Here is a 21,719-nt window from a genome sequence, read left to right as displayed (position 1 = left end):
ACGTCCTTCACCAGGGGTGGGTTGTCCTTCCAGCCTACCGTCGCTCGTACAGTGTTCGAGCGGCGTGGTACGGCGTGCGAGCAGCGTGGTACGGTGTTCGAGAAAATCGCACACCGTACGAACGGACGCTCATGTCGACCTCTCATCCGCGCCGCTGGTGGATCCTCGGCGTGCTGTGCCTGAGCCTGCTCGTCCTGGTCATCGACAACACGGTGCTCAACGTCGCCATCCCGTCACTGATCCGGAACATCCACGCGAGCAGCTCCGACATCCAGTGGATCATCGACGCGTACATCCTGGTCTTCGCCGGGCTCCTGCTCACCGCGGGCAGCCTGTCCGACCGGCACGGCCGGCGCCGCGGGCTGATCATCGGGCTGGTCCTGTTCGGCGGCGCGTCCCTCGTCGCCTCCTTCGCCGGCAACCCGGGTCAGCTCATCGCCGCCCGCGCGGCCATGGGGATCGGCGGCGCGTTCCTGATGCCGGGCACGCTGTCCATCCTCACCACCGTCTTCGACGACACGGAGCGCAAGAAGGCCATCGCCATCTGGAGCTCGGTCCTCATGCTCGGCGCGGTCGGCGGCCCCACCCTGGGCGGCTTCATGCTGCAGCACTTCTGGTGGGGCTCGGTCTTCCTGCTCAACGTGCCGATCGCCATCCTCGGCATCATCGCCGCGCTGCTGATCATCCCCGAGTCGCGGGGACCCGCCGTCCGCCCCGACCTCGTCGGCGCCCTCCTGTCCATGGTCGGCATCACCGCCCTGGTGTGGGGGGTCATCAACTCGGCCAAGGACGGCTCGTCCTCCGCCCAGACGCTCGGCGGGTTCGCCGTCGCGGTCGTGGCGCTCACCACCTTCGTCCTGTGGGAGCGGCGCTGCCGGGAGCCGATGCTGCCGCTCGCCCTGTTCCGCGACCGGAACTTCAGCGGCGCCAGCCTGTCGATCGTCCTGCTGTCGTTCTCCGCCGGCGGCGTGCTGCTGGCGCTCACGCAGTACCTGCAGTTCGTGCTGGGTTACGGGCCGATGAAGGCGGGGACCGCGCTCATCCCGCTCGTCATCACCGCGATGGCCTTCAACGGCCTCGGTGTGGTGGTCGACAAGAGGTTCGGCGCCCGGGTCGCGCTCGCCGCCGGGCTCATCCTGCTGGCCGGCGGGTTCGCGGTGCTCTACTCGATCTCTCCGGGCGACGGCTACCTCAAGCTCTCCATCGCCCTCGTGGTCATCGGAGCGGGCAGCGGAACGGCCGGACCCGCCGCCTACGGCACCCTGCTGGGCGCCCTGCCCCCCGAGCGGGCCGGGGTCGGCTCGGCCGTCAACGACACCGTCCAGCAGGTCGGCCAGGCGCTCAGCGTCGCCATCCTGGGCAGCGTCCTCACGGCGGCCTACACCTCCAACATGCCCAAGAGCGTCACCGGCCCGGCGCGGCACTCGATCGGCGAGGCCCTCGCCATCGCGGCGGCACGCGGCGACGCGACGCTGGCCCGGACCGCGAAGGACGCGTTCGTCGACGCCATGTCGACCACCTCCATCGTCGGGGTGTTCGGCGGCATCGCCGCCGCCGTCCTGGCCTTCTCGGTGCTCCGCCCCAAGCCCCGCCCCGAACCGGAGAAGACCCCCGAACCGGCCGTCGAGAGCAACGCATGATCACAGCGGTCTAATCCGAAAATCGGTGCTCGGCGGGGCATGCGGTGGTGCCCTGCCGAGCACCGATTTTCGGCTTAAAGCCGCGCCAGCAACGCCTGGGTGTGGTCGCGTTCGGCCTGTGCGTCCAGGCGTTCGAACCCCGTGAGGGCGCGGGCGAGTTCGGCGTGGTCGTCGTGGAGGCGCCCGCGGGCACGGGCGAGGCAGGCCGCCGCCCAGGTGTTCTCTTCGGCGAGCGGGGTGGCCGCCGCCAGCAGGTCCGCCGCGTCGGGCAGGCGTGCGGCCACGGCCAATTCCGCGCCCGCCGCCCGCGCGTACGCGAGGTATTTGTCCAGTGGGGCGTCGACGGTGAAGGCCGTGCGTACGAGGGGTTCGGCGGTGTCGTACCGCTCGTTGTGGAGGGCGAGGCGGGCGTCGACGAACGCCGCGACCGGTGCCGTGCCGAGCGTGCCGCCGGCCATTTCCGCGGCATGCGCCCGCCACACTGCCACCGGCCCCGGCTCATCGAGCATCGTGCTGGCCAGCACCGTCAGGCTCACGGCCGGCAGCATCCAGAGCGGGGCGGGGCGTCCGGCGCGTTCCCATTGGTCCAGCATTCGTTCGGCGTGGCCGATCGCATCCTGGAAGCGGCCGGTCAGCACGAGGGGCTGGACGAGGCGGCTGGCCGTGATGTGGGTATCGCGCAGCAGGTCGTCGTCGATGCCGGCGCGGGCGGCGGCCATCGCGCCGGGCAGGTCGCCGGTCATGATCGCGTAGACGCAGGCGCGGCCGTAGGTGTTGCAGATCTCCGGTGCGCAGTACGGGTCGTCGCGGTCCATGGACGGCAGCAGCGCCAGGCGTTCGCGGGTGATGCGGTTGGCCTCGCGTAGTCGTCCGGCGTGCAGGGCCGCGCTCCCGGCGGCGCACAGGCCGGAGCTGACCAGGACCGGGTCCGCGGTCGCCCGGGTGGCGGCGAGGGCGGCGGCCGCGAGGGCGGGGTCGGGTGCGCCCTTGTCCGGGCCGGCCAGCCACGCGTGGGCCAGCGCCAGGCGCGCCGTGACCTCCGGGTCGTCGCCGGGTCCGGCCGCGGCCGCCTCGTCGAGGAGGCCGCGCAGTCGCTCGTACGGGACGCTGGTCTCGAACGCCTCGGGGAACCGGCAGGCCGTCTCGACCGCGCGGGCCAGGTCGATCGCCCGGCCGCGGTCGTCGCGGGCCCGCGCCGCCTGTTCGGCGGCCTCCAGGAGCAGCTCGAACACGTGCTGGTCAGAGGTGGTGCTCACGTGCGCGCACCCGGCTCCCGCGCGCAGGTCGCGCGCGGCCGACGCGGCGCTCGTCGCGAGCGCGGCGGCGGTCCGGTGGTGGGCGAAGGACTCCAGCAGGTGGCGGCGGGCGAAGGTCAGGTGCGCCAGCGCGCTCGCCAGCCGGTGCGTCACCTCGCCCGGGCCGCCGGCCGCGGCCAGTGCGGCGCGCAGGTCCGCGGCCATGGCGTCGAAGTCCTCGCGCCATGTGGGATCGCCGATCCTGCCCTCGGTGGCGGACGCCGCGCCGGCGGCCCAGCGGAGGTGCCGCGCCCTCGTCTTGTCCTCCTCGCCCGCGGCCGTCATCTGCGCCAGCGCGAACGCGCGTACGGTCTCCAGCAGGCGCCAGCGGCTGACCCGCCCGCGTACGTGCACCACGAGGCTCTTGTCGACCAGCCGGCCGAGCAGGTCCGCGACGCCCGCGCGGTCCCCGCCGACGGCGGCCGCGGCGTCCATGTCGAAGGTCCCGACGAACACCCCGAGCCGCCGGAACAGCGTCTGCTCCTCCTCATCGAGCAGGTCGTAGCTCCACGACAGGACCGCGCGCAACGATCGGTGCCGCTCGTCGCCGCCGCGTACGCCGGACAGCAGCCGCAGCGCGTCGTCGAGCGCCGCGAGCAGTCCCGTGGGGCCCAGCGACGCACCCCGGGCCGCGGCCAGCTCGATCGCCAGCGGCATGCCGTCCAGCCGCGCGCACAGCTCCGCGATCACCGCGGGATCGGCCACGAACTGGGGGTCCGCGGCCAGCGCCCGGTCGTGGAACAGTCGCTCGGCGTCCGAGCCCAGCGGCAGCGGGGCGATCGGCACGCTGCGCTCGCTCGGTACGCCGAGGCGTTCCCGGCTGGTCACGAGCACGCGAGTGCCCGGGCAGGCGGCCAGGATCCGCTCGGCGAACTCGGCGGCCTCGTCGATCACGTGCTCGCAGTTGTCCAGCACGAGCAGCGACCGCCCGGTGCCCAGCCACGCCGCGACCGCCTCCTCCAGCGGCTGGTGCGAGCCCTCGGTCACCCCGAGCGTGGTCGCGACCGCGCGGGCCACGAACCCGTCGCGTACCGGCACCAGGTCCACGAAAGCCCCGCCGGACGGGAACAGCGCCACGGCCTCCTCGGCCGCCACCGCGGCCAGCCGGGTCTTGCCCACCCCGCCAGGGCCCAGCAGCGTCACCAGCCGGGCCTGCTCGACCGCGGCCAGTACGGCGGCGCGCTCGGCCGCCCGGCCCACGAACGTCGTCCCGGACACCGGCAACCCGGCCACCCGGCCCGGGTCCCGCTCCCCGGAGCGGGCCAGCTCGGCCAGCGCCCACCGGTCGGCCATGCCGTACTTGCGCAGCAGCGACGACACGTGACTCTCCACCGTGCGCACGGAGATGTGCAGCCGATTCGCGATCTGCGCGTTGGACAGCCGCGCACCCAGCGCGGCCAGCACCTCGGCCTCCCGCTCAGAGATCCGCTCCGCCACCCTGGGCCCCTTTCCGTGGCAGCATCCGTGGTGTTCTGCGGTCAGCACGGATGACCACACCTCCCCGTCGGGGCGACGCTGGAGGCACCTGACAGGGGAGGAACCATGAACACCCTAACCGTGCGCCCCGCCGCAGAGCTGGACGAACTCCTCACCGCCGTACGCGGCGCGATCGCCCGCAACGCCGGCTGGCGCGAGACCGCGTCGTACGTGGGGGACGCACTCCGCGAGCACCTGCCCTCGCCCGGCCTGCTTCCCGCGGACCTGCTCAGCGGCGAGCGCGGCACGTACCGCAGCCACCGCCTGCACGTGGAGCCGGACGGCTCGTTCTCGATGGTGGCCATCGCCTGGCAGCCCGGCGCGCTGACCCGCATCCACGACCACGTGACCTGGTGCGTGTTCGGCGTCCTGACCGGCGTGGAGTACGAGGACCTGTTCACCCTCTCCGAAGACGGCACGACCCTGATCGAGGCCGGCCACAACCCGAACACGACCGGCGAGGTCAGCGCCTTCGCCCCGCCCGGCGACATCCACCGCGTCCGTAACATCGGCGACGAGACCGCCGTCTCCCTGCACATCTACGGCACCGACCTGAACCGCGTCGGCTCCAGCGCCCGCCGCTTCTACGACCTCCCGGTCCAGAGCTGACAGGAGACACGACATGACCGCGCCGAACGAGACCACCGAGATCCTGAACCGCCCGCTGAGCCGGGAGCTGCTGGCCCGCGACCTCACCCGCCTGGCATATGTCGCCGAGGACGGCACGCCCCGGAACGTTCCCATCGGGTTCAGCTGGAACGGCACCGAGATCGTCATGTGCACCGCGAAGAACGCCCCGAAGCTCGCCCACCTCCGCCAGAACCCGGCGGTCGCCCTGACGATCGACACCGAGGTACACCCGCCCAAGATCCTGCTCATCCGCGGCCAGGCCGAGCTCGACGTCACCGACGGCATCCCGAGCGAGTACCTCGAGATGAACGGCACCTACCAGATGACGCCCGAGCAACGGGTCGAGTGGGAGGCCGGGGTGCGTTCGCTCTACCACGAGGGCATGGTCCGCATCGTCGTCACCCCGACCTGGGCGAAACTGATCGACTTCGAGACGACCCTCCCGAGCGCCGTCGCGGAACTGATCCAGCAGCAGGCCGAACGCCAGGCAACCGACTCCTGAGGGCAGGGGACATGACACTTGTGCGAATGGACCACGTCAGCATCGTCGTCGCCGACCTTGAGGCCGCCATCGCCTTCTTCACCGAACTCGGCATGGAGCTGGAGGGCAGGGCCCCGGTCGAGGGACGCTGGGCGGAGCGGGTCAACGGGTTCGACGACCTCCGCGTCGACATCGCGATGATGCGGACCCCGGACGACCACGGCAAGGTCGAGCTGACGAAGTTCCACTCGCCGGCGGCGATCAGCGCCGAACCGGACCCCGCACCATCGAACACACTGGGCATCCGCAGCATCATGTTCGAGGTCGACGGCATCGAGGACACCGTCGCCCGCCTTCGCCCCCACGGCGCCGAACTCATCGGCGAGATCGCGCGGTACGAGGACATCTGCCTGCTCTGCTACGTCCGCGGCCCCCAGGGCATCATCGTCGCGCTGGCCGAGCAGCTTCGGTGAGGAGCGTCACCTGCTGCCGCGTCCAGCAATCGGACTGCTGGACGGCGACCTCCACGCCACAGACGGGGTTCGGCCGACGATGAAGAGGGAGATCTCGTCGGCGGACGACGCCCGCGGATGCGCCGGCAGCGCGGCGCCTCCCGGCACCGCGCAGCCGAGCGTGACCACGATGACCCACGCCCACGTCGCCCTGCCGACGCCCGCCGCCGCGGGAGACTCCCGGTGAAGGCGGGACGCGACCCGGGGCACGCGCGGGTGGATCAGGCGGTCAGCCGGGCAACGGCGGCGTCGACGCGCTCGTCGGTCGCGGTGATGGCGACGCGCACGTGCCGGGCGCCCGCCTCACCGTAGAACTCGCCGGGGGCGACGAGCACGCCCAGCTCGGCGAGGGCCTTCACGGTGTCCCAGCAGGGCTCGTCGCGGGTCGCCCAGAGGTACAGCCCCGCCTCGGAGTGGTCGATGCGGAACCCGTACGACTCCAGGGCCGTACGGAGGACGGCGCGCCTGCGGGCGTAGCAGACGCGCTGCTCCTCGACGTGCGCGTCGTCGCCGAAGGCGGCCGTCATCGCGGCCTGGACCGGCGCGGGCACGATCATGCCCGCGTGCTTGCGGACCTCCAGGAGCGCGGCGACCAGGGAGGGGTCGCCGGTGATGAAACCGGCGCGGTACCCGGCGAGGTTGGAGCGCTTGGACAGCGAGTGCAGGGCGAGCAGGCCGCGGTGGTCCCCGTCGCAGACGTCGGGGCGCAGGACCGACACCGGCTCGGCGTCCCAGCCGAGCTCGACGTAGCACTCGTCGCTGATGACGATGGCGCCGCGCGTCCGCGCCCACGCCACGACCTTGCGCAGGTGCTCGGCCGGCAGCACCTTGCCGGTGGGGTTCGACGGCGAGTTGATCCAGACGATCTTCGGGGCCTCCGGGCCGAGAGAGAACAGCCCGTCGACGGCCCGGGGCGTCGCGCCGGCCAGCCGCGCGCCGACGTCGTACGTCGGGTAGGCCAGCTCCGGGAAGGCCACGGTGTCGCCGGGACCCGCGCCGAGCAGCGTGGGCAGCCAGGCGACGGCCTCCTTGGTGCCGATGACCGGCAGGACCGCGGCCGGGTCGGCCTCGATACCGAGCCGGCGGGTCAGCCAGCCCGCCACGGCGTCGCGCAGTTCGGGAGTGCCGTACGTCGCGGGATACCCCGGCGCGTCGGCCGCGTCCACGAGCGCCCGCCGGACGATCTCAGGCGTGGGGTCGACCGGCGTGCCGACCGACAGGTCGACGATACCGCCGGCATGCTGCCGCGCCTGCTCCTTGTACGGGGCCAGCAGGTCCCAGGGAAAGTCCGGCAGCGTCTTGATCATCTGTCCCCCTGCCCATGGCGTTCACGCTTCTCACTCGCCCTGTGTCCAGCCTCGTTCCCCGGCCGGACACAGGGCTCACTGCGGCGCGTTCGCTCGAACGTTCGCGCGCCGCCTGCCGCTGACGGACAGACGGCGCGCCTCAGCCTGTGTTGAACTCACGCGTCCGGAAGGCACCGGGCGCGTGGGCTCAGGCGTCCTCGCCCTGCGGCGGCAGCGCCGCCACGATCGGGTGGTCCTTGTCGATCTTGCCGACCTTGGACGCCCCTCCCGGCGAGCCCAGATCGTCGAAGAACTCCACGTTCGCCTTGTAGAAGTCCTTCCACTGATCCGGCGTGTCGTCTTCATAGAAGATCGCCTCGACCGGGCACACCGGCTCGCAGGCGCCGCAGTCGACGCACTCGTCCGGGTGGATGTAGAGCATGCGCTTGCCCTCGTAGATGCAGTCGACGGGGCATTCCTCGATGCACGCCTTGTCGAGTACGTCCACGCAAGGCTGCGCGATGACGTAGGTCACGTCCTACTCCTCAACGTCTGTGGCCATCGCCACGCTCGCAGCGGTGTCATTGCCTAGTATTGCTGCTGTCAGTCAACGCTTTCACCATGGGGGGCGTCACATCGGACCGCGTTTCTCCGCCCGGTATGTCGTTTCGATAGCTCCGTCCGACATCGGACGTCGGGTGTCGCTCCGACGCCGCCTTGAGAGCGGATCGTACAGCGACGTGGTCGGTGAGCTACAGGAGTGGGTGGACGGTCGGCTGACCGTACGCCGCCGAGACGGCTCGATCGTCTCGGTCCCCGAGGCAGAATTGGTGGCGGGCAAGGTCGTGCCCCCGCCTCCCCCACGCCGCGCCCCTCGCTCCTGATCCCCGCCGCCCGGGCCGCCCGGTCAACGCACCCGGAAGCCCACCCGGCCGCCCGGCCGACACGAGCGCGAAAGCCCGCCCGGCCACCCGGACCCGACCCACTGGCCGGCAGGCGAGATCGGTTACATCTTCCACCCCCGCACCATGTGTTGATCATGCTCCGAGAGATCGCGATCGAGCACGGCCGGTGGCCGGTCACCGGGCCGGCCAGTCGGGGACCTCCGCGGGCAGGTCCTGGCTGACCTTCATCGGGAAGTCCGCCGCACGCTTCTCCAGGAACGACGTCACTCCCTCGGCCGCATCCGGTGCGGACCCGAGCGTGTACATCAGGCGGGAGTCGGCCCGGTGCGCGTCCCACGGGGTGGACAGGCCCAGGCCGGACCACATCAGCCGCCTCACGGCCGCGACGGCCACCGCCGAGGTGTTGGCCGCGATCTCCCCGGCGAGGGCGTAGGCCGCGTCCAGGAGCTCGTCCGCGGGATGCACGGCGGACACGAGCCGCCCGCGGAGCGCCTCCTCGGCGCCGAAGACCCGGCCCGTCGCGGCCCACTCCATGGCCTGTGAGATGCCGACGATCCGCGGCAGGAACCAGCTCGACGCGGCCTCGGTGACGATGCCGCGCCGGGCGAACACGAAGCCGAACCTCGCACCGTCGGCGGCGAGCCGGATGTCCATCGGGAGGGTCATCGTGACGCCCACGCCCACCGCCGGGCCGTTGATCGCCCCGATGACCGGCTTGAGGGACCGGGCGATCCGCAGGGCGACGGTGCCTCCGCCGTCGCGGGGCGCGCCGTCCTCGAAGGTGTCCTCGCCGCCGAACATCTCCTTGGCGGCCTTGTAGTCGAAGGTCGAGCCGCCGCGCTCGAGGTCCGCGCCGGCGCAGAAGGCCCGGCCCCGGCCGGTGACGACGACCGCCCGTACGGCGTCGTCCGCGTCGGCGCGGTCGAAGGCGTCGATCAGCTCGCCGCGCATCACGAGCGTGAAGGCGTTGAGCCGATCGGGCCGGTCGAGGGTGATGGTGGCGATCCCGCCGGCCACGGTGTAGGCGATCTCGGTGTACGTCACTGCTGCTCCTCGCGCCCGCGGACGAATACAGAATCGGATTCTAGAGCTGTGGTCGGTGACCGCCACGGCCACAGCCGGGTCAACCCACCCGTACGACGAGCGCGCTCGGCTCGGCGAGCCGGTCCGCCCCACCGACCGTCACGCCCCGCCTCCGCCGGACATCGCCCCCCTCCGTCGGCCGTCATGGCGTCCCCGCTGACGGTCACGCCCTGCCGCCGGCCATCACGCCCACCGCCGGCCATCACGCGCCCAGCCGACCGTCACGCGCCTCCGCCGGCGGAGTGCGCGTGGGCCGAGTCCTCGTCGGCGGGGCAGCCGACCACGGGTGGCATCGCCGGAGCGAGGACCTCCCGGCTCCAGTCGGCCACGGTGCCGGCATAGCCGTCGGGCGGGGCGACTTCCAGCGTCGTGGCCGAGCTCGTCACGAGTCGTGTGACGACCGGGCGGCCGTCCAGGTAGGGCGTGGCGCCCCAGAAGGCCCAGAAGTCGTCCGGCTCGATCTTCGGATGGTCGTCGAGCCGGCGCGTCGGTCGTGCCGGGCGCTCCCGGCACCACCGCCACTGGTCGGTGAGCAGCCGGGACGCGACCGCGCGCAGGAGGTTGAGCGCGGGCAGGTCCTGGGCGCAGGCGACCTTGTCGATCGCGAGGTCCGGCAGCCCGAACCGCCGCAGCCCGAGGAGGGTGATGCGCAGGCACCCGCAGGCGGTGGGATCACCGGCGGGCGGATGGAGGCGCCGCGCCGCCTCGTCGACGTCGTAGCGGGTGCCGAACCACTGGTCGCCCATGCGGAACCAGCCGCGCTCGGCGCGGGCCAGGCCGTCGCGGAGGAGGACCTGCCGGGCCTGGGGGTCGATGAGGACGCCGCCCGTGGCGTCGGCGAGGGCCCGCGCCACGGCGCGCGCGACCTGCTCGCGGTGCGGCTGCTCCGCGGTCAGCGCCTGGTGCACGAGCAGGATCTGGTGGGAGGACTCGCGGATGCGCCGCCGATCCTCCTCGCAGGCCAGGACGTCGTCGAGACGCCAGGTCGCCTCGCCGGCGTCGATGGTGAAGATGCCGAGCCGCGGGGACTTGAGCGCCTCGATGGCCGGTTTGCGGAACGGCTCGGGCACGCGCCACGGGACGACCGAGTAGGGGTCGGCCGGCGGCTCGCTGGTCGCGATCACGTAGTGCGAGGTGACGACCTCGGGAACGGACAGCACGAAGGGGGACATGACCGTCTCCTGGTGTTCGTGGTGGACGGGCGCGCGCTCCGCGGCTCAGGCGGCGGTGCGGCGCGGTGCCTCGGGGACGTACGGCATGGCCAGGTCGACGACGTCGTTCCACCACAGGGCGGCGGGGGCGTCGAAGCCGGCGGGCGGCCCGGCGACGAGGTAGGGCAGGGTGTCGCCGCCCTCGGGCGGGGCGGGCCGAAGGCGGACGCGCACGGGCGCACCGGTGGCGCCGGCCGGCTCGGCCGCCCAGTAGCGCCACACGTCGGCGCCGTCCACCCGCGTCTCGTCGGGGATGCGGCGGTGCCGCGCGCCGGGGTTGCAGGCCAGCCACGCCCAGTGCTCGTCGAGCAGTCCGACGGCCAGGCAGCGCAGCAGCGTGATGGCCGCGAACAGGTTGCCGCCGGGGACGCCGACGGCTTCCAACTCGGGAAGGCCGAAGCGGTGCAGCCCGGCGGTCACGAGCTGCAGATCGCCATCCTCCTCGCCGGTGACGAAGGTCGCGAGCCAGTCGTCGGCCAGGCAGAACTCGGGATGCTCGGCGCCGAACCGGAAGGCATGCGGCAGCACCTGGTGGGACCAGGCGTCGTAGACGACGCCTTCGCAGGCCTCGGCGACGACCCGGGCGATCTCGCGGGCCGCCTGCGCGTGCTCGGGCTGCGAGACGGGCGGCGCGTGCCCGGTGATGACGATGTGGTGCCGGGCCTTGTCGAGGAGGTGCGCCTGCTCCGGACGCGCCCAGGCGGCGCTGCCGAGCAGGTCGGCGTAGCCGGACTCGGCCGCGGGGCGGCTGCGGAACCGCAGGAGCGACGAGCCGAGCAGCTCGGCCGCTAACGGCAGTCGCACCCGGCCGCGCGCGGCGGCCGCCGGGTCGTCGAGCGGATGCGCGGTGGCCACGACGAAGGGGGCCGTCACGGACTCGGGAATCGTCAGGTCGATCATGGAAAGCCTCCGGGAATCGGTCTCCCGGCAAGCCTGACCCGGCCCGCTCGTGCGCCGTAAGTCCTCCACCCCGGTCTGTGGATAACCCACCCTCCGAGGAGAAGGATCCTGACACCGACGTGACACGAGTCACTACTAACGATCCAGGATGCGAGACGTTACGGCACTTGCCGTCTTTGTCCTATATGTTTCGGCTCATGCAATGGGCCGTGGCGACGTACGACACCGCGTTCGGGTACGTCTCCGCGCACGGGGCGCCGCTGCTCGACCTGCTCGATCCTCAGCCCGACGAGCGCATCATCGACCTGGGTTGTGGGACCGGCACGATGACCGTCGAGATCGCCGCGCGCGGCGCGGAGGTGCTCGGCATCGACGAATCGGTCGAGATGGTCAACGCGGCGCGATCCGAGCACCCTCACCTGTCGTTCGCCGTGGGCGACGCCCACGACTTCGCGACCGGTGAGCGGTACGACGCGGTCTTCTCCAACTCGGCGCTGCACTGGATGTCCCGCGACCCCTCGGGGGTCATCTCCCGCGTGCACGCCGCCCTCCGGCCGGGCGGACGGTTCGTCGCGGAGATGGGCGGGGCGGGCAACTGCGCCGAGCTGATCGCCGCCGTGCAGACGGCGTGGCGCGTCTTCGGCCTGCCCGAGCCCGAGCTGCCCTGGTACTTCCCCACCCCGGCCGAGTACGCCGCCCGCCTCGAGGAGGGCGGCTTCGTGATCCGGCTCATGGAGTACGCCGACCGGCCCACCCGCCTGGCCGAGTGCCCGGACGGCGCCGCCGACTGGGTCCGGCTCTTCGCTCCGGAACTGATCGCCGAGGTCCCCCCGGAGATCGCCGGCCCACTTCTCGACCGGGTGAACGAGCTCGCCGCGCCCGCGCTGCGCCGCGAGTCCGGCTGGATGGCCGACTACGTACGGCTCCGGTTCGCCGCCGTGCGCAAGCCCGGCGGCGACGAACTCGTCCAGCCACCGACCCCCCAGGCATCGCCCACTCCTCCGCCGCCACCGGCCCCGCAGCCGCAACCCACCCCACAGGCGCCGTCGGCTCCGCACACCTGAACATCTCCCGCAAAGCTCACATCCCTCGGCGCGATTCCCGAGGATTCGCCTGGTCGATCGGAGACGGTGAGCGTCTCCGGCGGCGATCAGCCCGCAGGGCCGAGCGTTGCCCGACGGCGGTCCCGGGCGGGAGTTCATGCTGCGCCTGTACGGCCCTGGAACCGGTCACATCGCGGAGGTCGTCCCGGCCCACGCCGAGCGTTGCCGGCCGCGGTCCCGGGCGGGAGGTCGGATTCGCGGAGAGATGGGTACTGTCGTCGGCATGCTGCGCCTGTACGACCCCGGAACCGGCCAAGTCGCGGAGGTCGTCCCGGCCCGCCCCGGAGTCCTCCGGGTGGCCTGCGCCGAAGGGCTGCGCGCCCAGGTCGTCGGCGACCTGATCCGCCGGCTCGTCGAACACCATCGGGTGCGCGTGGTGGGGGTCTGGAACGCCGTGCCCGGTGCCCCGGACCTGGGGGTCCGCCCCGCCCAACTGTCGTCGGGACCGGCCGACGTGCACGTCGGCGCGGCCGTCGGACGCTGGGACCCGGCGCCCTGGGACGGCTTGGACCCGCTCGCCGTCCGCCTGGCGCTGCTGGAGGCCCACTATCGGGCTGACGTCGCCCACACCCGGGTGGACCTGACCCGGGCCGACGCCTCGCTCACCGCGTGGCGGCGCGGCGTCGCCGGCTGGGCCGAGTCGCCGGGACGGCCGCTCGACCGCTCATACGTGGCCGAGGCGGTCGCGCGCCTCGACGACGACCTGGACACTCCCGCCGCGCTGTCGACGCTGTCCCGGCTCGCGACGGACGACTCAGTAGCGCCTGGGGCGAAATTCGAGACGGCGATCGCGCTCGACATGATTCTGGGGCTTGACCTGGTTCGGCTGGTCGGCTGTCTCTAATCCGGGATAAGTCCCGGACCGATCCACCGGTTCTTGGGAACCTCTTTTCTTGCCCCTACCGTCTCAGTAAGCTCATGAGGTAATTTGCCCCGATGCCCGGGAATTGACGATGCGATTCCGCTTGTGCGTCGGCACACTGACTCTGGTGGGCCTGCTCACAGCCTGCGGAGGCCGTGCGAGCGGCGGCTTCCATCCCAGCGGGCAGGTCCAGCCGGATTCCCCCACGACCTCCTCATCCGCCGGCTCCGCGCCGCAGTCCGACGGCACGGCGGGCACAGCGGACCCGGCGGGCTCGCCGGCGGCCGGTGGCGGCCCGCTCCCCAGGACCCCGCAGTCCGCCCTCACCGCCTACCGCGAGTATCAGCGAATGTACGAACAGGCGTACGAGACGAACGACACGAGCCGGCTCGACGCGGTCGCCATGGATCCCCTTCTGTCGATCATTGACAAAGATGTCGCGAAGGTCCGGCGACAGGGTGTCTTCTGGCGATTTCACAACGTGCTGAATCCGCGCGTTCAGGGCGGTTCCAAGGACGACTCGATCGTCGTGGTCCTCGACTGTGTGCGGACCCTCGGGTCGTACCGCTTCTCCGCGAAGACCGGAAAGCGGCTCGCGGCCTGGCACGACGGCAGCCACCTATATCAGGCGATCATGCGCTACACCGACGGCACCTACAAGATCTCCGACGCGACGGAGGGCAGGAAATGCTGACCAGACGATCCTCCATCGCCGTCCTGCCGGTCCTCCTCGCGGGCGGCGTCGTCGGCCTGGCGACCGGGACGGCGTCCGCGGCCCCGATGTGCCTCCCCAACGCCTGCGCCCACAGCAACGTCACCATCCCGGGCGGTGGAGGCGGCACCGGCGGCGGAGGCGGGGGCGGGGGCGGCGGCGGTGGGGGCGGCAACACCGGCCCCGGCCTCGGCTGCCCGACCGTGGGCGGCCAGGTGGTCTGCGCCCCGGGCGGCGCCGCGCCCCAGGCCGCGCCGCACATCCCCACGATCGACGTCGCCTACGACGCCCGCGACAACCTCCAGCTGCCCGTCCCGAAGATCGGTACGGCTCCGAGCCCGCGCACGTACATCCGGATGACCACCGGCCTGTGGGTGGACGACGTGGGCAACAAGACGGCGCAGGCCGCGGTGCCGGGCCAGCAGGTGACGGTCACCGCCACCCTGCAGAACGTGACCTGGAACATGGGCGAGGGGAAGAGCGTGACGTGCGCCGGGGCGACGGCGGGCACGCCCGGTGACACCGACTGCGGATACACCTACGAGAAGTCCTCGGCCAGCCAGCCGGGCGGCAAGTACACGGTCACCGCGACCATCAGCTACCGCGTCACCTGGGCGTGCCAGGGTGCCGAGTGCGACACCGCCGGCGGGGTGTTCGGGCAGATGAACGGTCCCGCCGGAAACCTCGCCCTCGCGGTCGGCGAGGTCCAGACCCAGTCCCAGCCCGGCTGACCCACACCGCCCCGGAGGAGGAGCGACCGGTGTTCCGACCACGCCCGTACGTCCTCGCCCTGCTCGCCGCCGGCGTCCTCCTCGCCGGGTGCGGCAGCGGAGGCGACCACAAGACGGCGAAGTCCGCCGGGCCGTCCGCCCGTACGACGCCGGCGAGCCCGTCTCCGGCACCGAGCTACGCGCCCGGCCGCGTGGCGGCGGCCCTCCTGTCGACCCGCGACGTCGACCCGCACGTCGCCGAGCAGCCGCTGAGCACGCCGGCCCTGAAGGAGCACGCCGTCCCGTCCTGCTCGCTGTCGGCGATCAAGCCGTCGGGAAGCCCGGAGATCAAGGCCCACGAGTTCAACACGAGCCAGTACGGCGGGGCGAACTTCGGGCAGATCGCGTTGACCTACCCGGACGCGGCCGCCGCGTCGGCCATGTTCGCGACCGTCCGTGCCAAGGTCACCGCGTGCCCGGCCACAAAGCATGTCTCGCAGAAGACCCTCTCCGGGGACCGCGTCGCGCTCGCGCACGACGACACCTGGCGCGCCTCGGACGAGACGACGCCCGGCTGGTCGCACGTCCGTGGCTTCGAGAAGTCGCTGATCTCACCGTCGTCCAGCGTGATCAACGTGTTCTACCGCGTGTACGACTACGTGAGCCGCGGCAACGTCGTCCTGGTGTCGATGTACTGGGAGCGCGTCGGCCCAAAGGCGTCCGGGGACCCGGTCGCCAAGAAGGCGACGGCGTTGCTGACGAAGCAGTTCGGAAGGCTCTCCTAGACCAAACGGCGGGCCGCCACGACGATGCCGTCCTCGTCGGCGTACAGCCATGACCCGGGCCGGAACTCCACCCCGCCGAAGACGACCGGCACGTCGGCCTCGCCCGCGCCGTCCTTGGCGCTCTTGCGCGGGTTCGAGCCCAGCGCCCTGATCCCGAGGTCGAGCCCGCGGAGCGCGACGACGTCGCGGACCCCGCCGTTGATCACCACGCCGGCCCATCCGCTCGCGACCGCCGACCCGGCGATCATGTCGCCCATCAGCGCGGTGCGCAGCGATCCGCCGCCGTCGATGACGAGCACGCGGCCCTCTCCCGGCGTGGCGAGGACCTTCTTGAGCAGCGCGTTGTCCTCGAGGCAGCGGACGGTCGCCAGCTGCCCCGCGAACCGCTCCCGCGCCCCGTACGAGCGGAACTGCGTCTCGCAGCTCGCCAGCTCCGGACCGTACTCGTCGAACAGATCAGCCGTCGTGAAGCTCATCCACCGCATGGTAATCAGGTGTCCGGCCCGCCGGTCGGGCGGCCGATCAGTCGGGACAGGACGATGGACGTCTTGGTCTGCACGATGTTCGGTTCGTTGCGCAGCCGCTCCAGGGCCTCCTCGAGGGCCTGGATGTCGCGGGCCCGCAGGTGGATCAGCGCGTTGGCCTCCCCCGTGACCGTGTACGCGGCGACCACCTCGGGGTGCCGGCGGACGCTCGCGGAGATCTCGTCGGGGGACGTACGCCCAGCGCAGAACAGCTCGACGAACGCCTCCGTGGTCCAGCCCAGCGCGGAGGGATCGACGACCGCGGCGTAGCCCGTGATCACGCCGTCGTGCCGGAGCCGGTCGACCCGGCGTTTCACCGCGGGCGCGGACAGTCCGATCTGGTCACCGATCTGGGCGAAGGACGCCCGGGCGTTCTCCAGCAGGCACGCAACGATCTGCCGATCCAGGTCGTCAAGACGCAATGATCAGACCCTCCCACGCGCATATCCGTTATTGGTGTTGCGGACATGTCGACCTTACGCTTCGAGTGGTGCCTCACCAACCACTGGGCGCGATATCGGGCCCGCATTGCCAGGAGAACCACATCGATGACGATGCAGACCCTTGCCCGCGACGGCGCGGGCATCTCGGCGGGGCAGCCGGCACGGACCTACCTGATGTGCCCGCCGACCTACTTCGACGTCCAATACGCGATCAACGCGTGGATGGACCCCAAGGCCCCGGTCGACCGTGACCGGGCCCGCCACGAGTGGGAGCGCCTGCGCGCTACGTACGTCTCACTCGGGCATACCGTGCACGTGCTGCCGCCCGTCCCGGGCCTGCCGGACATGGTGTTCGCCGCGAACGGCGCGACCGTCGTGGGCGGCATGGTGCTGGGCGCGAAGTTCCGCCACTCCGAGCGCGCCGCCGAGGCCGACGCGCACCGGGCGTGGTTCGAGGAGCACGGCTACCGCCGCATCCGGGCGGCCGAGTACGTCAACGAGGGCGAGGGCGACTACGCCTTCGCCTACCGCGCGATCGTTGCGGGGCACGGCTTCCGTACGGACCCGGTCGCGCACAACGAACTGCACGACGCCTTCGGGCTGCCCGTGGTCAGCGTGCGACTCGTCGACCCGCGCTTCTACCACCTCGACACGGCGCTGTGCGTGATCGACCCGTTCACGGCGGCGTACTACCCGGGCGCCTTCGACGAGGACGGCCTGATCAAGCTCAAGACGCTGTTCCCCGAGCTGATCGAGGCCACCGAGGAGGACGCCCTCGCGTTCGGCCTCAACGCGGTCAGCGACGGACGTCACGTGATCGTCCCGGACGGCGCCACCACGCTGATCGCCCGGCTCACGGAGCGTGGCTACCAGGTCATCCCGATCGAGATGACCGAGCTGCGCAAGGCGGGAGGCGGCCCGAAGTGCTGCACTCTCGAACTCCGCCCGTAGCAGGAACAATAGGACTCGGGAGACCCCGCGGGTCCGAAAAGGAGCACCGTTGAACACGAAGGAGCTGCGGGCGCTGTCAGAGGAGCACAGCGCGCACAACTACCACCCGTTGCCGATCGTCATCGCCGAGGCCGAGGGCGCCTGGGTGACGGACGTCGAGGGCAAGCGGTATCTCGACATGCTGTCGGCGTACTCCGCGGTCAACTTCGGGCACCGCCACCCGCGGCTGGTCGAGGCCGTGCGGCGGCAGCTCGACCGGGTGACGCTGGTCAGCCGGGCGTTCGACCACGACCAGTTCGGGCCGTTCGTCGCCGAGCTGGCCGAGCTGGCCGGCAAGGACATGGTCCTGCCGATGAACAGCGGCGCCGAGGCCGTCGAGACGGCGCTGAAGACCGCCCGCAAGTGGGGCTACGAGGTCAAGGGCGTGCCCGCCGACCAGGCGAACATCGTCACGTTCGAGGGCAACTTCCACGGCCGGACGACCACGATCGTCAGCTTCTCCACCGACCCGGACGCCCGGAACTCCTACGGTCCGTTCACGCCGGGCTTCCGCACCGTGCCGTACGGCGACGTCGAGGCGCTGCGCGCGGCCGTCGACGACGACACGGTCGGCGTGCTCATCGAGCCGATCCAGGGCGAGGCCGGCGTGAACGTCCCGCCGAGCGGGTTCCTGACGGCGGTGCGCGAGATCTGCACGGCGCGGGGCGCGCTGATGCTCGCCGACGAGATCCAGTCGGGGCTGGGCCGCACCGGCACGACCTTCGCCGTCGAGCACGAGAACGTCGTGCCCGACGTCTACATCCTCGGCAAGGCGCTGGGCGGCGGCATCCTGCCGGTCTCGGCGGTCGTCGCGGACCGCGACGTGCTGGGCGTCTTCAAGCCCGGCCAGCACGGGTCGACGTTCGGCGGCAACCCGCTCGCCTGCGCGGTGGCGCGCGAGGTCATCGCCATGCTGAGGACCGGGGAGTTCCAGGAGCGGTCCCGCACGCTCGGCGCGCACCTGCACGCGCGCCTGGGCGGGCTGCCGTCCGACCACGTCCGCGAGGTGCGCGGGCGCGGCCTGTGGGCGGGCGTCGAGCTGAACGGCAAGGCCCGCCCGGTCAGCGAGAGGCTCATGGAGCGGGGCGTGCTGGCGAAGGAGACGCACGAGACGACGCTCCGGCTGGCGCCGCCGCTCGTGGTGAGCCAGGAGGACCTCGACTGGGCCCTCGACCAGCTGGAGGCCGTGATCACCGAGGTGTGACGCCTCTCTCCTCCCATCCGCCGTCGGAGGCCCGGACCGCCCGGTCCGGGTCTCCGACGTTTACCCCTTTGTTGCCCTAAATCGGATTGCAGCCGTCACAGCTCGGGCCTATAGTCCACATGGATTATTCGGAACGGACGAGAAACGAGGCCCATGTCACGACCGCTCACGCCCCTCGCGCTCGCGGTCCTCAGACTGCTCAACGAGGAGCCCATGCACCCGTACGAGATGCAGCAGCGCATCCGCGACTACTCCATCGACCAGGTGGTCAAGGTCGCGCATGGGTCGCTGTATCACACGGTGGAGCGGCTCGCCGGCCAAGGCCTGATCGAGCCCGTCGAGACCACGCGGGAGGGCCGCCGCCCGGAGCGCACCGTCTACGCGATCACCGAACAGGGGCGCGACGAGGCGTATTCCCGCCTCCGGGAGTTCCTGCGCCACCCCGCTCAGGAGTACCCGATCTTCGACATGGCGCTGTCGTTCCTCAAGATGCTGCCGCCGGAGGAGGCCGCCCAGCTGCTCGACCGCCGGACCGTCCGGCTCGAGGCGCAGCTGGCGGCGCACGACACGGTCCTCACGAACCTGGCGAAGCAGGGCCTCGAACGCGTGTCGGTGATCGAGCTGGAGTTGTGCAACGCCCGGCTGCGCTCCGAGCTCGAGTTCGTCAACGCGGTGAGCGAGGACATCAAGAACGGCCGGATGACATGGCGGCCCCACGACCGCCGAAACGGGGAGAACAACGACAAATGAAGAAATGGCAAGGTAACCCCTGGGCGATCCTCGTGACGCTCAGTCTCGGGTTCTTCATGACACTGCTGGACCTCACGATCGTGAACATCGCGATGCCCAGCATGATCGACAAGCTGAACGCGTCGCTTGACGAGGTCCTCTGGGTGGTCAACGCCTACGTCCTCATCCTCGCCGTCCTGCTGATCACCGCGGGCCGGCTGGGCGACCTGCGCGGCCAGCGCACGCTGTTCATCGGCGGGGTGGCAATCTTCACCATCGCCAGCCTGGCCTGCGGGATCTCCCAGAACCCCGCCGAGCTGATCGCCGCCCGCGCCGTTCAAGGCCTGGGCGCGGCCATGCTCATGCCGCAGACGATGGCGATCATCATCGCCACCTTCCCCGCCGAACGCCGGGGCGCCGCGCTCGGCATCTGGGGGGCGGTCGCGGGCGTCGCGACCATCGCCGGGCCGACCCTCGGCGGGCTCCTGGTCACCGCCTTCGACTGGCGGTGGATCTTCTTCGTCAACCTGCCCATCGGCGTGATCGTGCTGTTCCTGGCGTTCACCGTGATCCCCGGCGTCCGCGTCGAACGCACGCACCGTCTCGACCTCACCGGCGTGCTGATCGCCTCGATCGCGCTGTTCTGCCTCACCTTCGCCCTCACCGAAGGGCAGCGGTACGACTGGAACGGCGTCATCTGGGCCCTGTTCGCCGCGGCGGTCGTCGCGTTCGTCATCTTCCTCGTGCAACAGCGCGGCCGGCAGGACCGCGAGCCGCTGGTCCCGTTCGCGCTGTTCCGGGACCGCAACTTCACGGTCATGAACTTCGTCGGCGCCATCGTGTCGGTCGGGATGATCGGCATGTTCCTGCCGCTGACGATCTACCTGCAGTCGGTGCTCGGCTTCAGCGCGCTCAAGGCAGGCCTGGTGATGGCGCCGTCCTCGGTCGTGTCGATGTTCCTCGCGCCGGTCGCCGGACGGCTCTCCGACAAGATCGGCGGCAAGTTCATCCTCATGGCCGGCCTCGCGCTGTACGGCATCGGCATGGGCTGGATCGTGCTGATCGCCGGCGCGGGCACCCACTGGCCGGCCTTCGTGCCCGGACTGGTCGTCGCCGGTGTCGGCATCGGCGGCGTGTTCGCGCCGATGGCCACCGAGGCCATGCGCGGGGTCGACCCCCGGATGGCCGGCGCGGCCTCCGGCGTCAACAACACCATCCGGCAGGTCGGTTCCGTGGTCGGCAGTGCCACGGCGGGCGCCATCCTGCAGAACCAGCTCGCCTCCCACCTCCGCGAGGAGGCCGAGAAGCGCGCCGGGCAACTGCCCGCCCAGGCCCGCGCCCCCTTCATCGAGGGCTTCAAGAAGGCCGCCAAGAGCGGCATCGAGGCCGGCCCCGGGCAGACGGGTGCGGCTCAGCACCTGCCGCAGAACCTCCCCCAGCAGGTCGTCGACCAGATCACTCACGCCGCCCAGAGCGTGTTCGCGCACGGATTCGTCGACGCGATGAAACCGACGATGACCCTGCCGATCATCCTGGTGTTCGTCGGATCCCTCGCCTGCCTCGCGATGCGCGGGTACCGCCGCAAGACCGCGGAACGCTCTCCCGAGACGGTCGAGGCGACCACCGGCTGACCGAGGACCGGGTGCGCGGGGGCGCGCACCCGATCCAGGCCGTGACCTCTCCGGCACCGCTCGCTACGAGCGGGAGCCGGACGCGCCGGGCCGTTGCCGTACGAGCCGTTCTGCGGCGCGCGGCCCGGCGTTCGCGTTCAGTCCCTCGGCGGAGAGGCCGACGGCACGCCCTGCAGGATCCACGGCCGCGCCGGCCGGGTGGCCACCGCGGCGGCGACGGCGGCGATCGCCCCGCCGAAGATGAAGACGTACCCGCCGGTGGTGCCGGTGACGATGAGGTCGCCTTCCGGGCGCCGACTCGACAGCAGGACGACGACGATCAGCCACGGTATGGCCATCGCGGCCACGCCGAGCCTGCCGCTCATCCCCCAACCCGCGAGGCGGAAGGCCGCGAACTCGACGAGGGACAGCAGGATGGCGGCCATCGGAACGCTCCCGGCCGTCCAGGAGAACTCGAACGACCCCACCAGGCCGATGAGCAGGCCCAGCACGGCGAGCACGCCGTACGCGGCGCCGGTCACCAGGCCCGGCTCGCGCGGCGGCTCCTGAGGGGCAGGGAAGCCCGTCTCCTGAGGGGCGTGAGGGCCCGTCCATCCGTCCACAGCGG

General features: G+C 71.7%; 24 protein-coding genes. 15 read left to right on the top strand and 9 right to left on the bottom strand.

Translation table 11 applies throughout. The features are described from left to right. Nucleotides 1-131 precede the first annotated feature (131 nt). Nucleotides 132-1,640 (top strand): MFS transporter, encoded by a 1,509-nt coding sequence (locus AB0I04_RS07605; RefSeq protein ID WP_360880705.1) that lies wholly within the window; start codon nt 132-134, stop codon nt 1,638-1,640. A gap of 74 nt (nt 1,641-1,714) precedes the next feature. On the opposite strand, the gene AB0I04_RS07600 is transcribed toward AB0I04_RS07605, so the two are convergent. Continuing rightward, nucleotides 1,715-4,372, bottom strand: coding sequence for a LuxR C-terminal-related transcriptional regulator (locus AB0I04_RS07600; RefSeq protein ID WP_360880702.1), 2,658 nt, complete (start codon nt 4,370-4,372; stop codon nt 1,715-1,717). 105 nt (nt 4,373-4,477) lie between these two features. On the opposite strand from AB0I04_RS07600, the gene AB0I04_RS07595 reads away from it, so the two are divergent. The 4 genes from AB0I04_RS07595 (at nt 4,478) to AB0I04_RS07580 (ending at nt 6,221) form a co-directional block, all read left to right on the top strand. Continuing rightward, nucleotides 4,478-5,020 carry a cysteine dioxygenase family protein gene (locus AB0I04_RS07595; RefSeq protein WP_360880698.1) on the top strand — a complete coding sequence of 181 codons (543 nt, stop codon included), beginning with the start codon at nt 4,478-4,480 and terminating at the stop codon, nt 5,018-5,020. Nucleotides 5,021-5,033: 13 nt separating this feature from the next. Next, nucleotides 5,034-5,543: a pyridoxamine 5'-phosphate oxidase family protein gene (locus AB0I04_RS07590; protein ID WP_360880695.1), complete on the top strand. Its 510-nt coding sequence runs from the start codon at nt 5,034-5,036 to the stop codon at nt 5,541-5,543. 26 nt (nt 5,544-5,569) lie between these two features. After that, nucleotides 5,570-5,995 (top strand): VOC family protein, encoded by a 426-nt coding sequence (locus AB0I04_RS07585; protein ID WP_360880692.1) that lies wholly within the window; start codon nt 5,570-5,572, stop codon nt 5,993-5,995. A 79-nt stretch (nt 5,996-6,074) separates the two neighbouring features. Beyond that, nucleotides 6,075-6,221 carry a hypothetical protein gene (locus AB0I04_RS07580; RefSeq protein WP_360880689.1) on the top strand — a complete coding sequence of 49 codons (147 nt, stop codon included), beginning with the start codon at nt 6,075-6,077 and terminating at the stop codon, nt 6,219-6,221. 34 nt (nt 6,222-6,255) lie between these two features. Here AB0I04_RS07580 and dapC read toward each other — a convergent pair whose 3' ends face one another. Together dapC and fdxA are read right to left on the bottom strand one after the other, a co-directional pair. Then, nucleotides 6,256-7,338: a succinyldiaminopimelate transaminase gene (gene dapC, locus AB0I04_RS07575; RefSeq protein WP_360881040.1), complete on the bottom strand. Its 1,083-nt coding sequence runs from the start codon at nt 7,336-7,338 to the stop codon at nt 6,256-6,258. Nucleotides 7,339-7,528: 190 nt separating this feature from the next. Next, the gene (gene fdxA / locus AB0I04_RS07570) at nt 7,529-7,855 is read right to left on the bottom strand and encodes a ferredoxin (RefSeq protein WP_360880686.1); all 327 of its coding nucleotides are present in this window, start codon (nt 7,853-7,855) and stop codon (nt 7,529-7,531) included. A 205-nt stretch (nt 7,856-8,060) separates the two neighbouring features. Here fdxA and AB0I04_RS07565 point away from each other — a divergent pair, with 205 nt between their 5' ends. After that, nucleotides 8,061-8,204, top strand: a complete 144-nt coding sequence (locus AB0I04_RS07565; RefSeq protein WP_360880683.1) for a hypothetical protein — start codon at nt 8,061-8,063, stop codon at nt 8,202-8,204. 195 nt (nt 8,205-8,399) lie between these two features. Here the strand turns inward: AB0I04_RS07565 and AB0I04_RS07560 are convergent, their stop codons facing one another. From AB0I04_RS07560 to AB0I04_RS07550, 3 genes are all read right to left on the bottom strand, one after another. Further along, a complete protein-coding gene (locus tag AB0I04_RS07560; protein ID WP_360880680.1) occupies nt 8,400-9,269 on the bottom strand; it encodes an enoyl-CoA hydratase-related protein in 870 nt (289 codons plus the stop codon). 260 nt (nt 9,270-9,529) lie between these two features. After that, entirely contained in the window at nt 9,530-10,480 is a 951-nt protein-coding gene (locus AB0I04_RS07555) for a hypothetical protein (protein WP_360880677.1), read from the bottom strand. Between the two features lie 45 nt (nt 10,481-10,525). Next, nucleotides 10,526-11,419 carry a hypothetical protein gene (locus AB0I04_RS07550; protein ID WP_360880674.1) on the bottom strand — a complete coding sequence of 298 codons (894 nt, stop codon included), beginning with the start codon at nt 11,417-11,419 and terminating at the stop codon, nt 10,526-10,528. 197 nt (nt 11,420-11,616) lie between these two features. On the opposite strand from AB0I04_RS07550, the gene AB0I04_RS07545 reads away from it, so the two are divergent. From AB0I04_RS07545 to AB0I04_RS07525, 5 genes are all read left to right on the top strand, one after another. Further along, a complete protein-coding gene (locus tag AB0I04_RS07545) occupies nt 11,617-12,483 on the top strand; it encodes a class I SAM-dependent methyltransferase (RefSeq protein WP_360880671.1) in 867 nt (288 codons plus the stop codon). 244 nt (nt 12,484-12,727) lie between these two features. Continuing rightward, nucleotides 12,728-13,366 carry a hypothetical protein gene (locus AB0I04_RS07540; protein ID WP_360880668.1) on the top strand — a complete coding sequence of 213 codons (639 nt, stop codon included), beginning with the start codon at nt 12,728-12,730 and terminating at the stop codon, nt 13,364-13,366. A gap of 109 nt (nt 13,367-13,475) precedes the next feature. Next, nucleotides 13,476-14,078 (top strand): hypothetical protein, encoded by a 603-nt coding sequence (locus AB0I04_RS07535; RefSeq protein ID WP_360880665.1) that lies wholly within the window; start codon nt 13,476-13,478, stop codon nt 14,076-14,078. Next, nucleotides 14,072-14,827: a hypothetical protein gene (locus tag AB0I04_RS07530; RefSeq protein ID WP_360880662.1), complete on the top strand. Its 756-nt coding sequence runs from the start codon at nt 14,072-14,074 to the stop codon at nt 14,825-14,827. Before AB0I04_RS07535 ends, AB0I04_RS07530 begins: the two co-directional genes overlap by 7 nt. Nucleotides 14,828-14,856: 29 nt before the next feature. After that, complete coding sequence (locus tag AB0I04_RS07525; RefSeq protein ID WP_360880659.1) at nt 14,857-15,591, top strand: hypothetical protein; 735 nt, start codon at nt 14,857-14,859, stop codon at nt 15,589-15,591. Here AB0I04_RS07525 and rraA read toward each other — a convergent pair. Together rraA and AB0I04_RS07515 are read right to left on the bottom strand one after the other, a co-directional pair. Then, nucleotides 15,588-16,067 carry a ribonuclease E activity regulator RraA gene (gene rraA / locus AB0I04_RS07520; RefSeq protein ID WP_360880656.1) on the bottom strand — a complete coding sequence of 160 codons (480 nt, stop codon included), beginning with the start codon at nt 16,065-16,067 and terminating at the stop codon, nt 15,588-15,590. The genes AB0I04_RS07525 and rraA overlap by 4 nt on opposite strands. A gap of 14 nt (nt 16,068-16,081) precedes the next feature. Further along, nucleotides 16,082-16,537: an Lrp/AsnC family transcriptional regulator gene (locus tag AB0I04_RS07515; RefSeq protein ID WP_360880653.1), complete on the bottom strand. Its 456-nt coding sequence runs from the start codon at nt 16,535-16,537 to the stop codon at nt 16,082-16,084. 126 nt (nt 16,538-16,663) lie between these two features. Between AB0I04_RS07515 and ddaH the strand changes: the two genes are divergently transcribed. From ddaH to AB0I04_RS07495, 4 genes are all read left to right on the top strand, one after another. Continuing rightward, nucleotides 16,664-17,509, top strand: a complete 846-nt coding sequence (gene ddaH / locus AB0I04_RS07510) for a dimethylargininase (RefSeq protein ID WP_360880650.1) — start codon at nt 16,664-16,666, stop codon at nt 17,507-17,509. A gap of 49 nt (nt 17,510-17,558) precedes the next feature. Continuing rightward, entirely contained in the window at nt 17,559-18,752 is a 1,194-nt protein-coding gene (gene rocD, locus AB0I04_RS07505; RefSeq protein WP_360880647.1) for an ornithine--oxo-acid transaminase, read from the top strand. Between the two features lie 153 nt (nt 18,753-18,905). Continuing rightward, on the top strand, nt 18,906-19,502 hold the full coding sequence (locus tag AB0I04_RS07500) for a PadR family transcriptional regulator (protein ID WP_360880644.1): 597 nt from the start codon (nt 18,906-18,908) through the stop codon (nt 19,500-19,502). After that, a complete protein-coding gene (locus tag AB0I04_RS07495; protein ID WP_360880641.1) occupies nt 19,499-21,112 on the top strand; it encodes an MFS transporter in 1,614 nt (537 codons plus the stop codon). The genes AB0I04_RS07500 and AB0I04_RS07495 overlap by 4 nt, the downstream gene beginning before the upstream one ends. Nucleotides 21,113-21,249: 137 nt before the next feature. Here AB0I04_RS07495 and AB0I04_RS07490 read toward each other — a convergent pair whose 3' ends face one another. Continuing rightward, nucleotides 21,250-21,714 (bottom strand): DUF6113 family protein, encoded by a 465-nt coding sequence (locus AB0I04_RS07490; RefSeq protein WP_360880638.1) that lies wholly within the window; start codon nt 21,712-21,714, stop codon nt 21,250-21,252. Nucleotides 21,715-21,719 lie beyond the last annotated feature (5 nt).

This window comes from Actinoallomurus sp. NPDC050550, from assembly GCF_040655075.1.
Classification (GTDB): Bacteria; Actinomycetota; Actinomycetes; order Streptosporangiales; family Streptosporangiaceae; genus Actinoallomurus.
The sequence above is the reverse complement of the archived record's forward strand: the minus strand, read 5'-3'. Positions and strand labels throughout refer to the sequence as shown.

Excerpts from the sequence above, each read along its gene's own strand:
- AB0I04_RS07605 (WP_360880705.1), top strand. The coding sequence starts at position 132 with ATGTCGACCTCTCATCCGCGCCGCTGGTGGATCCTCGGCGTGCTGTGC.
- AB0I04_RS07595 (WP_360880698.1), top strand. The coding sequence starts at position 4,478 with ATGAACACCCTAACCGTGCGCCCCGCCGCAGAGCTGGACGAACTCCTC.
- AB0I04_RS07590 (WP_360880695.1), top strand. The coding sequence starts at position 5,034 with ATGACCGCGCCGAACGAGACCACCGAGATCCTGAACCGCCCGCTGAGC.
- AB0I04_RS07585 (WP_360880692.1), top strand. The coding sequence starts at position 5,570 with ATGGACCACGTCAGCATCGTCGTCGCCGACCTTGAGGCCGCCATCGCC.
- AB0I04_RS07580 (WP_360880689.1), top strand. The coding sequence starts at position 6,075 with ATGAAGAGGGAGATCTCGTCGGCGGACGACGCCCGCGGATGCGCCGGC.
- AB0I04_RS07555 (WP_360880677.1), bottom strand. The coding sequence starts at position 10,480 with ATGTCCCCCTTCGTGCTGTCCGTTCCCGAGGTCGTCACCTCGCACTAC.
- AB0I04_RS07550 (WP_360880674.1), bottom strand. The coding sequence starts at position 11,419 with ATGATCGACCTGACGATTCCCGAGTCCGTGACGGCCCCCTTCGTCGTG.
- AB0I04_RS07545 (WP_360880671.1), top strand. The coding sequence starts at position 11,617 with ATGCAATGGGCCGTGGCGACGTACGACACCGCGTTCGGGTACGTCTCC.
- AB0I04_RS07540 (WP_360880668.1), top strand. The coding sequence starts at position 12,728 with ATGGGTACTGTCGTCGGCATGCTGCGCCTGTACGACCCCGGAACCGGC.
- AB0I04_RS07535 (WP_360880665.1), top strand. The coding sequence starts at position 13,476 with ATGCGATTCCGCTTGTGCGTCGGCACACTGACTCTGGTGGGCCTGCTC.
- AB0I04_RS07530 (WP_360880662.1), top strand. The coding sequence starts at position 14,072 with ATGCTGACCAGACGATCCTCCATCGCCGTCCTGCCGGTCCTCCTCGCG.
- rraA (WP_360880656.1), bottom strand. The coding sequence starts at position 16,067 with ATGAGCTTCACGACGGCTGATCTGTTCGACGAGTACGGTCCGGAGCTG.
- ddaH (WP_360880650.1), top strand. The coding sequence starts at position 16,664 with ATGACGATGCAGACCCTTGCCCGCGACGGCGCGGGCATCTCGGCGGGG.
- AB0I04_RS07500 (WP_360880644.1), top strand. The coding sequence starts at position 18,906 with ATGTCACGACCGCTCACGCCCCTCGCGCTCGCGGTCCTCAGACTGCTC.
- AB0I04_RS07495 (WP_360880641.1), top strand. The coding sequence starts at position 19,499 with ATGAAGAAATGGCAAGGTAACCCCTGGGCGATCCTCGTGACGCTCAGT.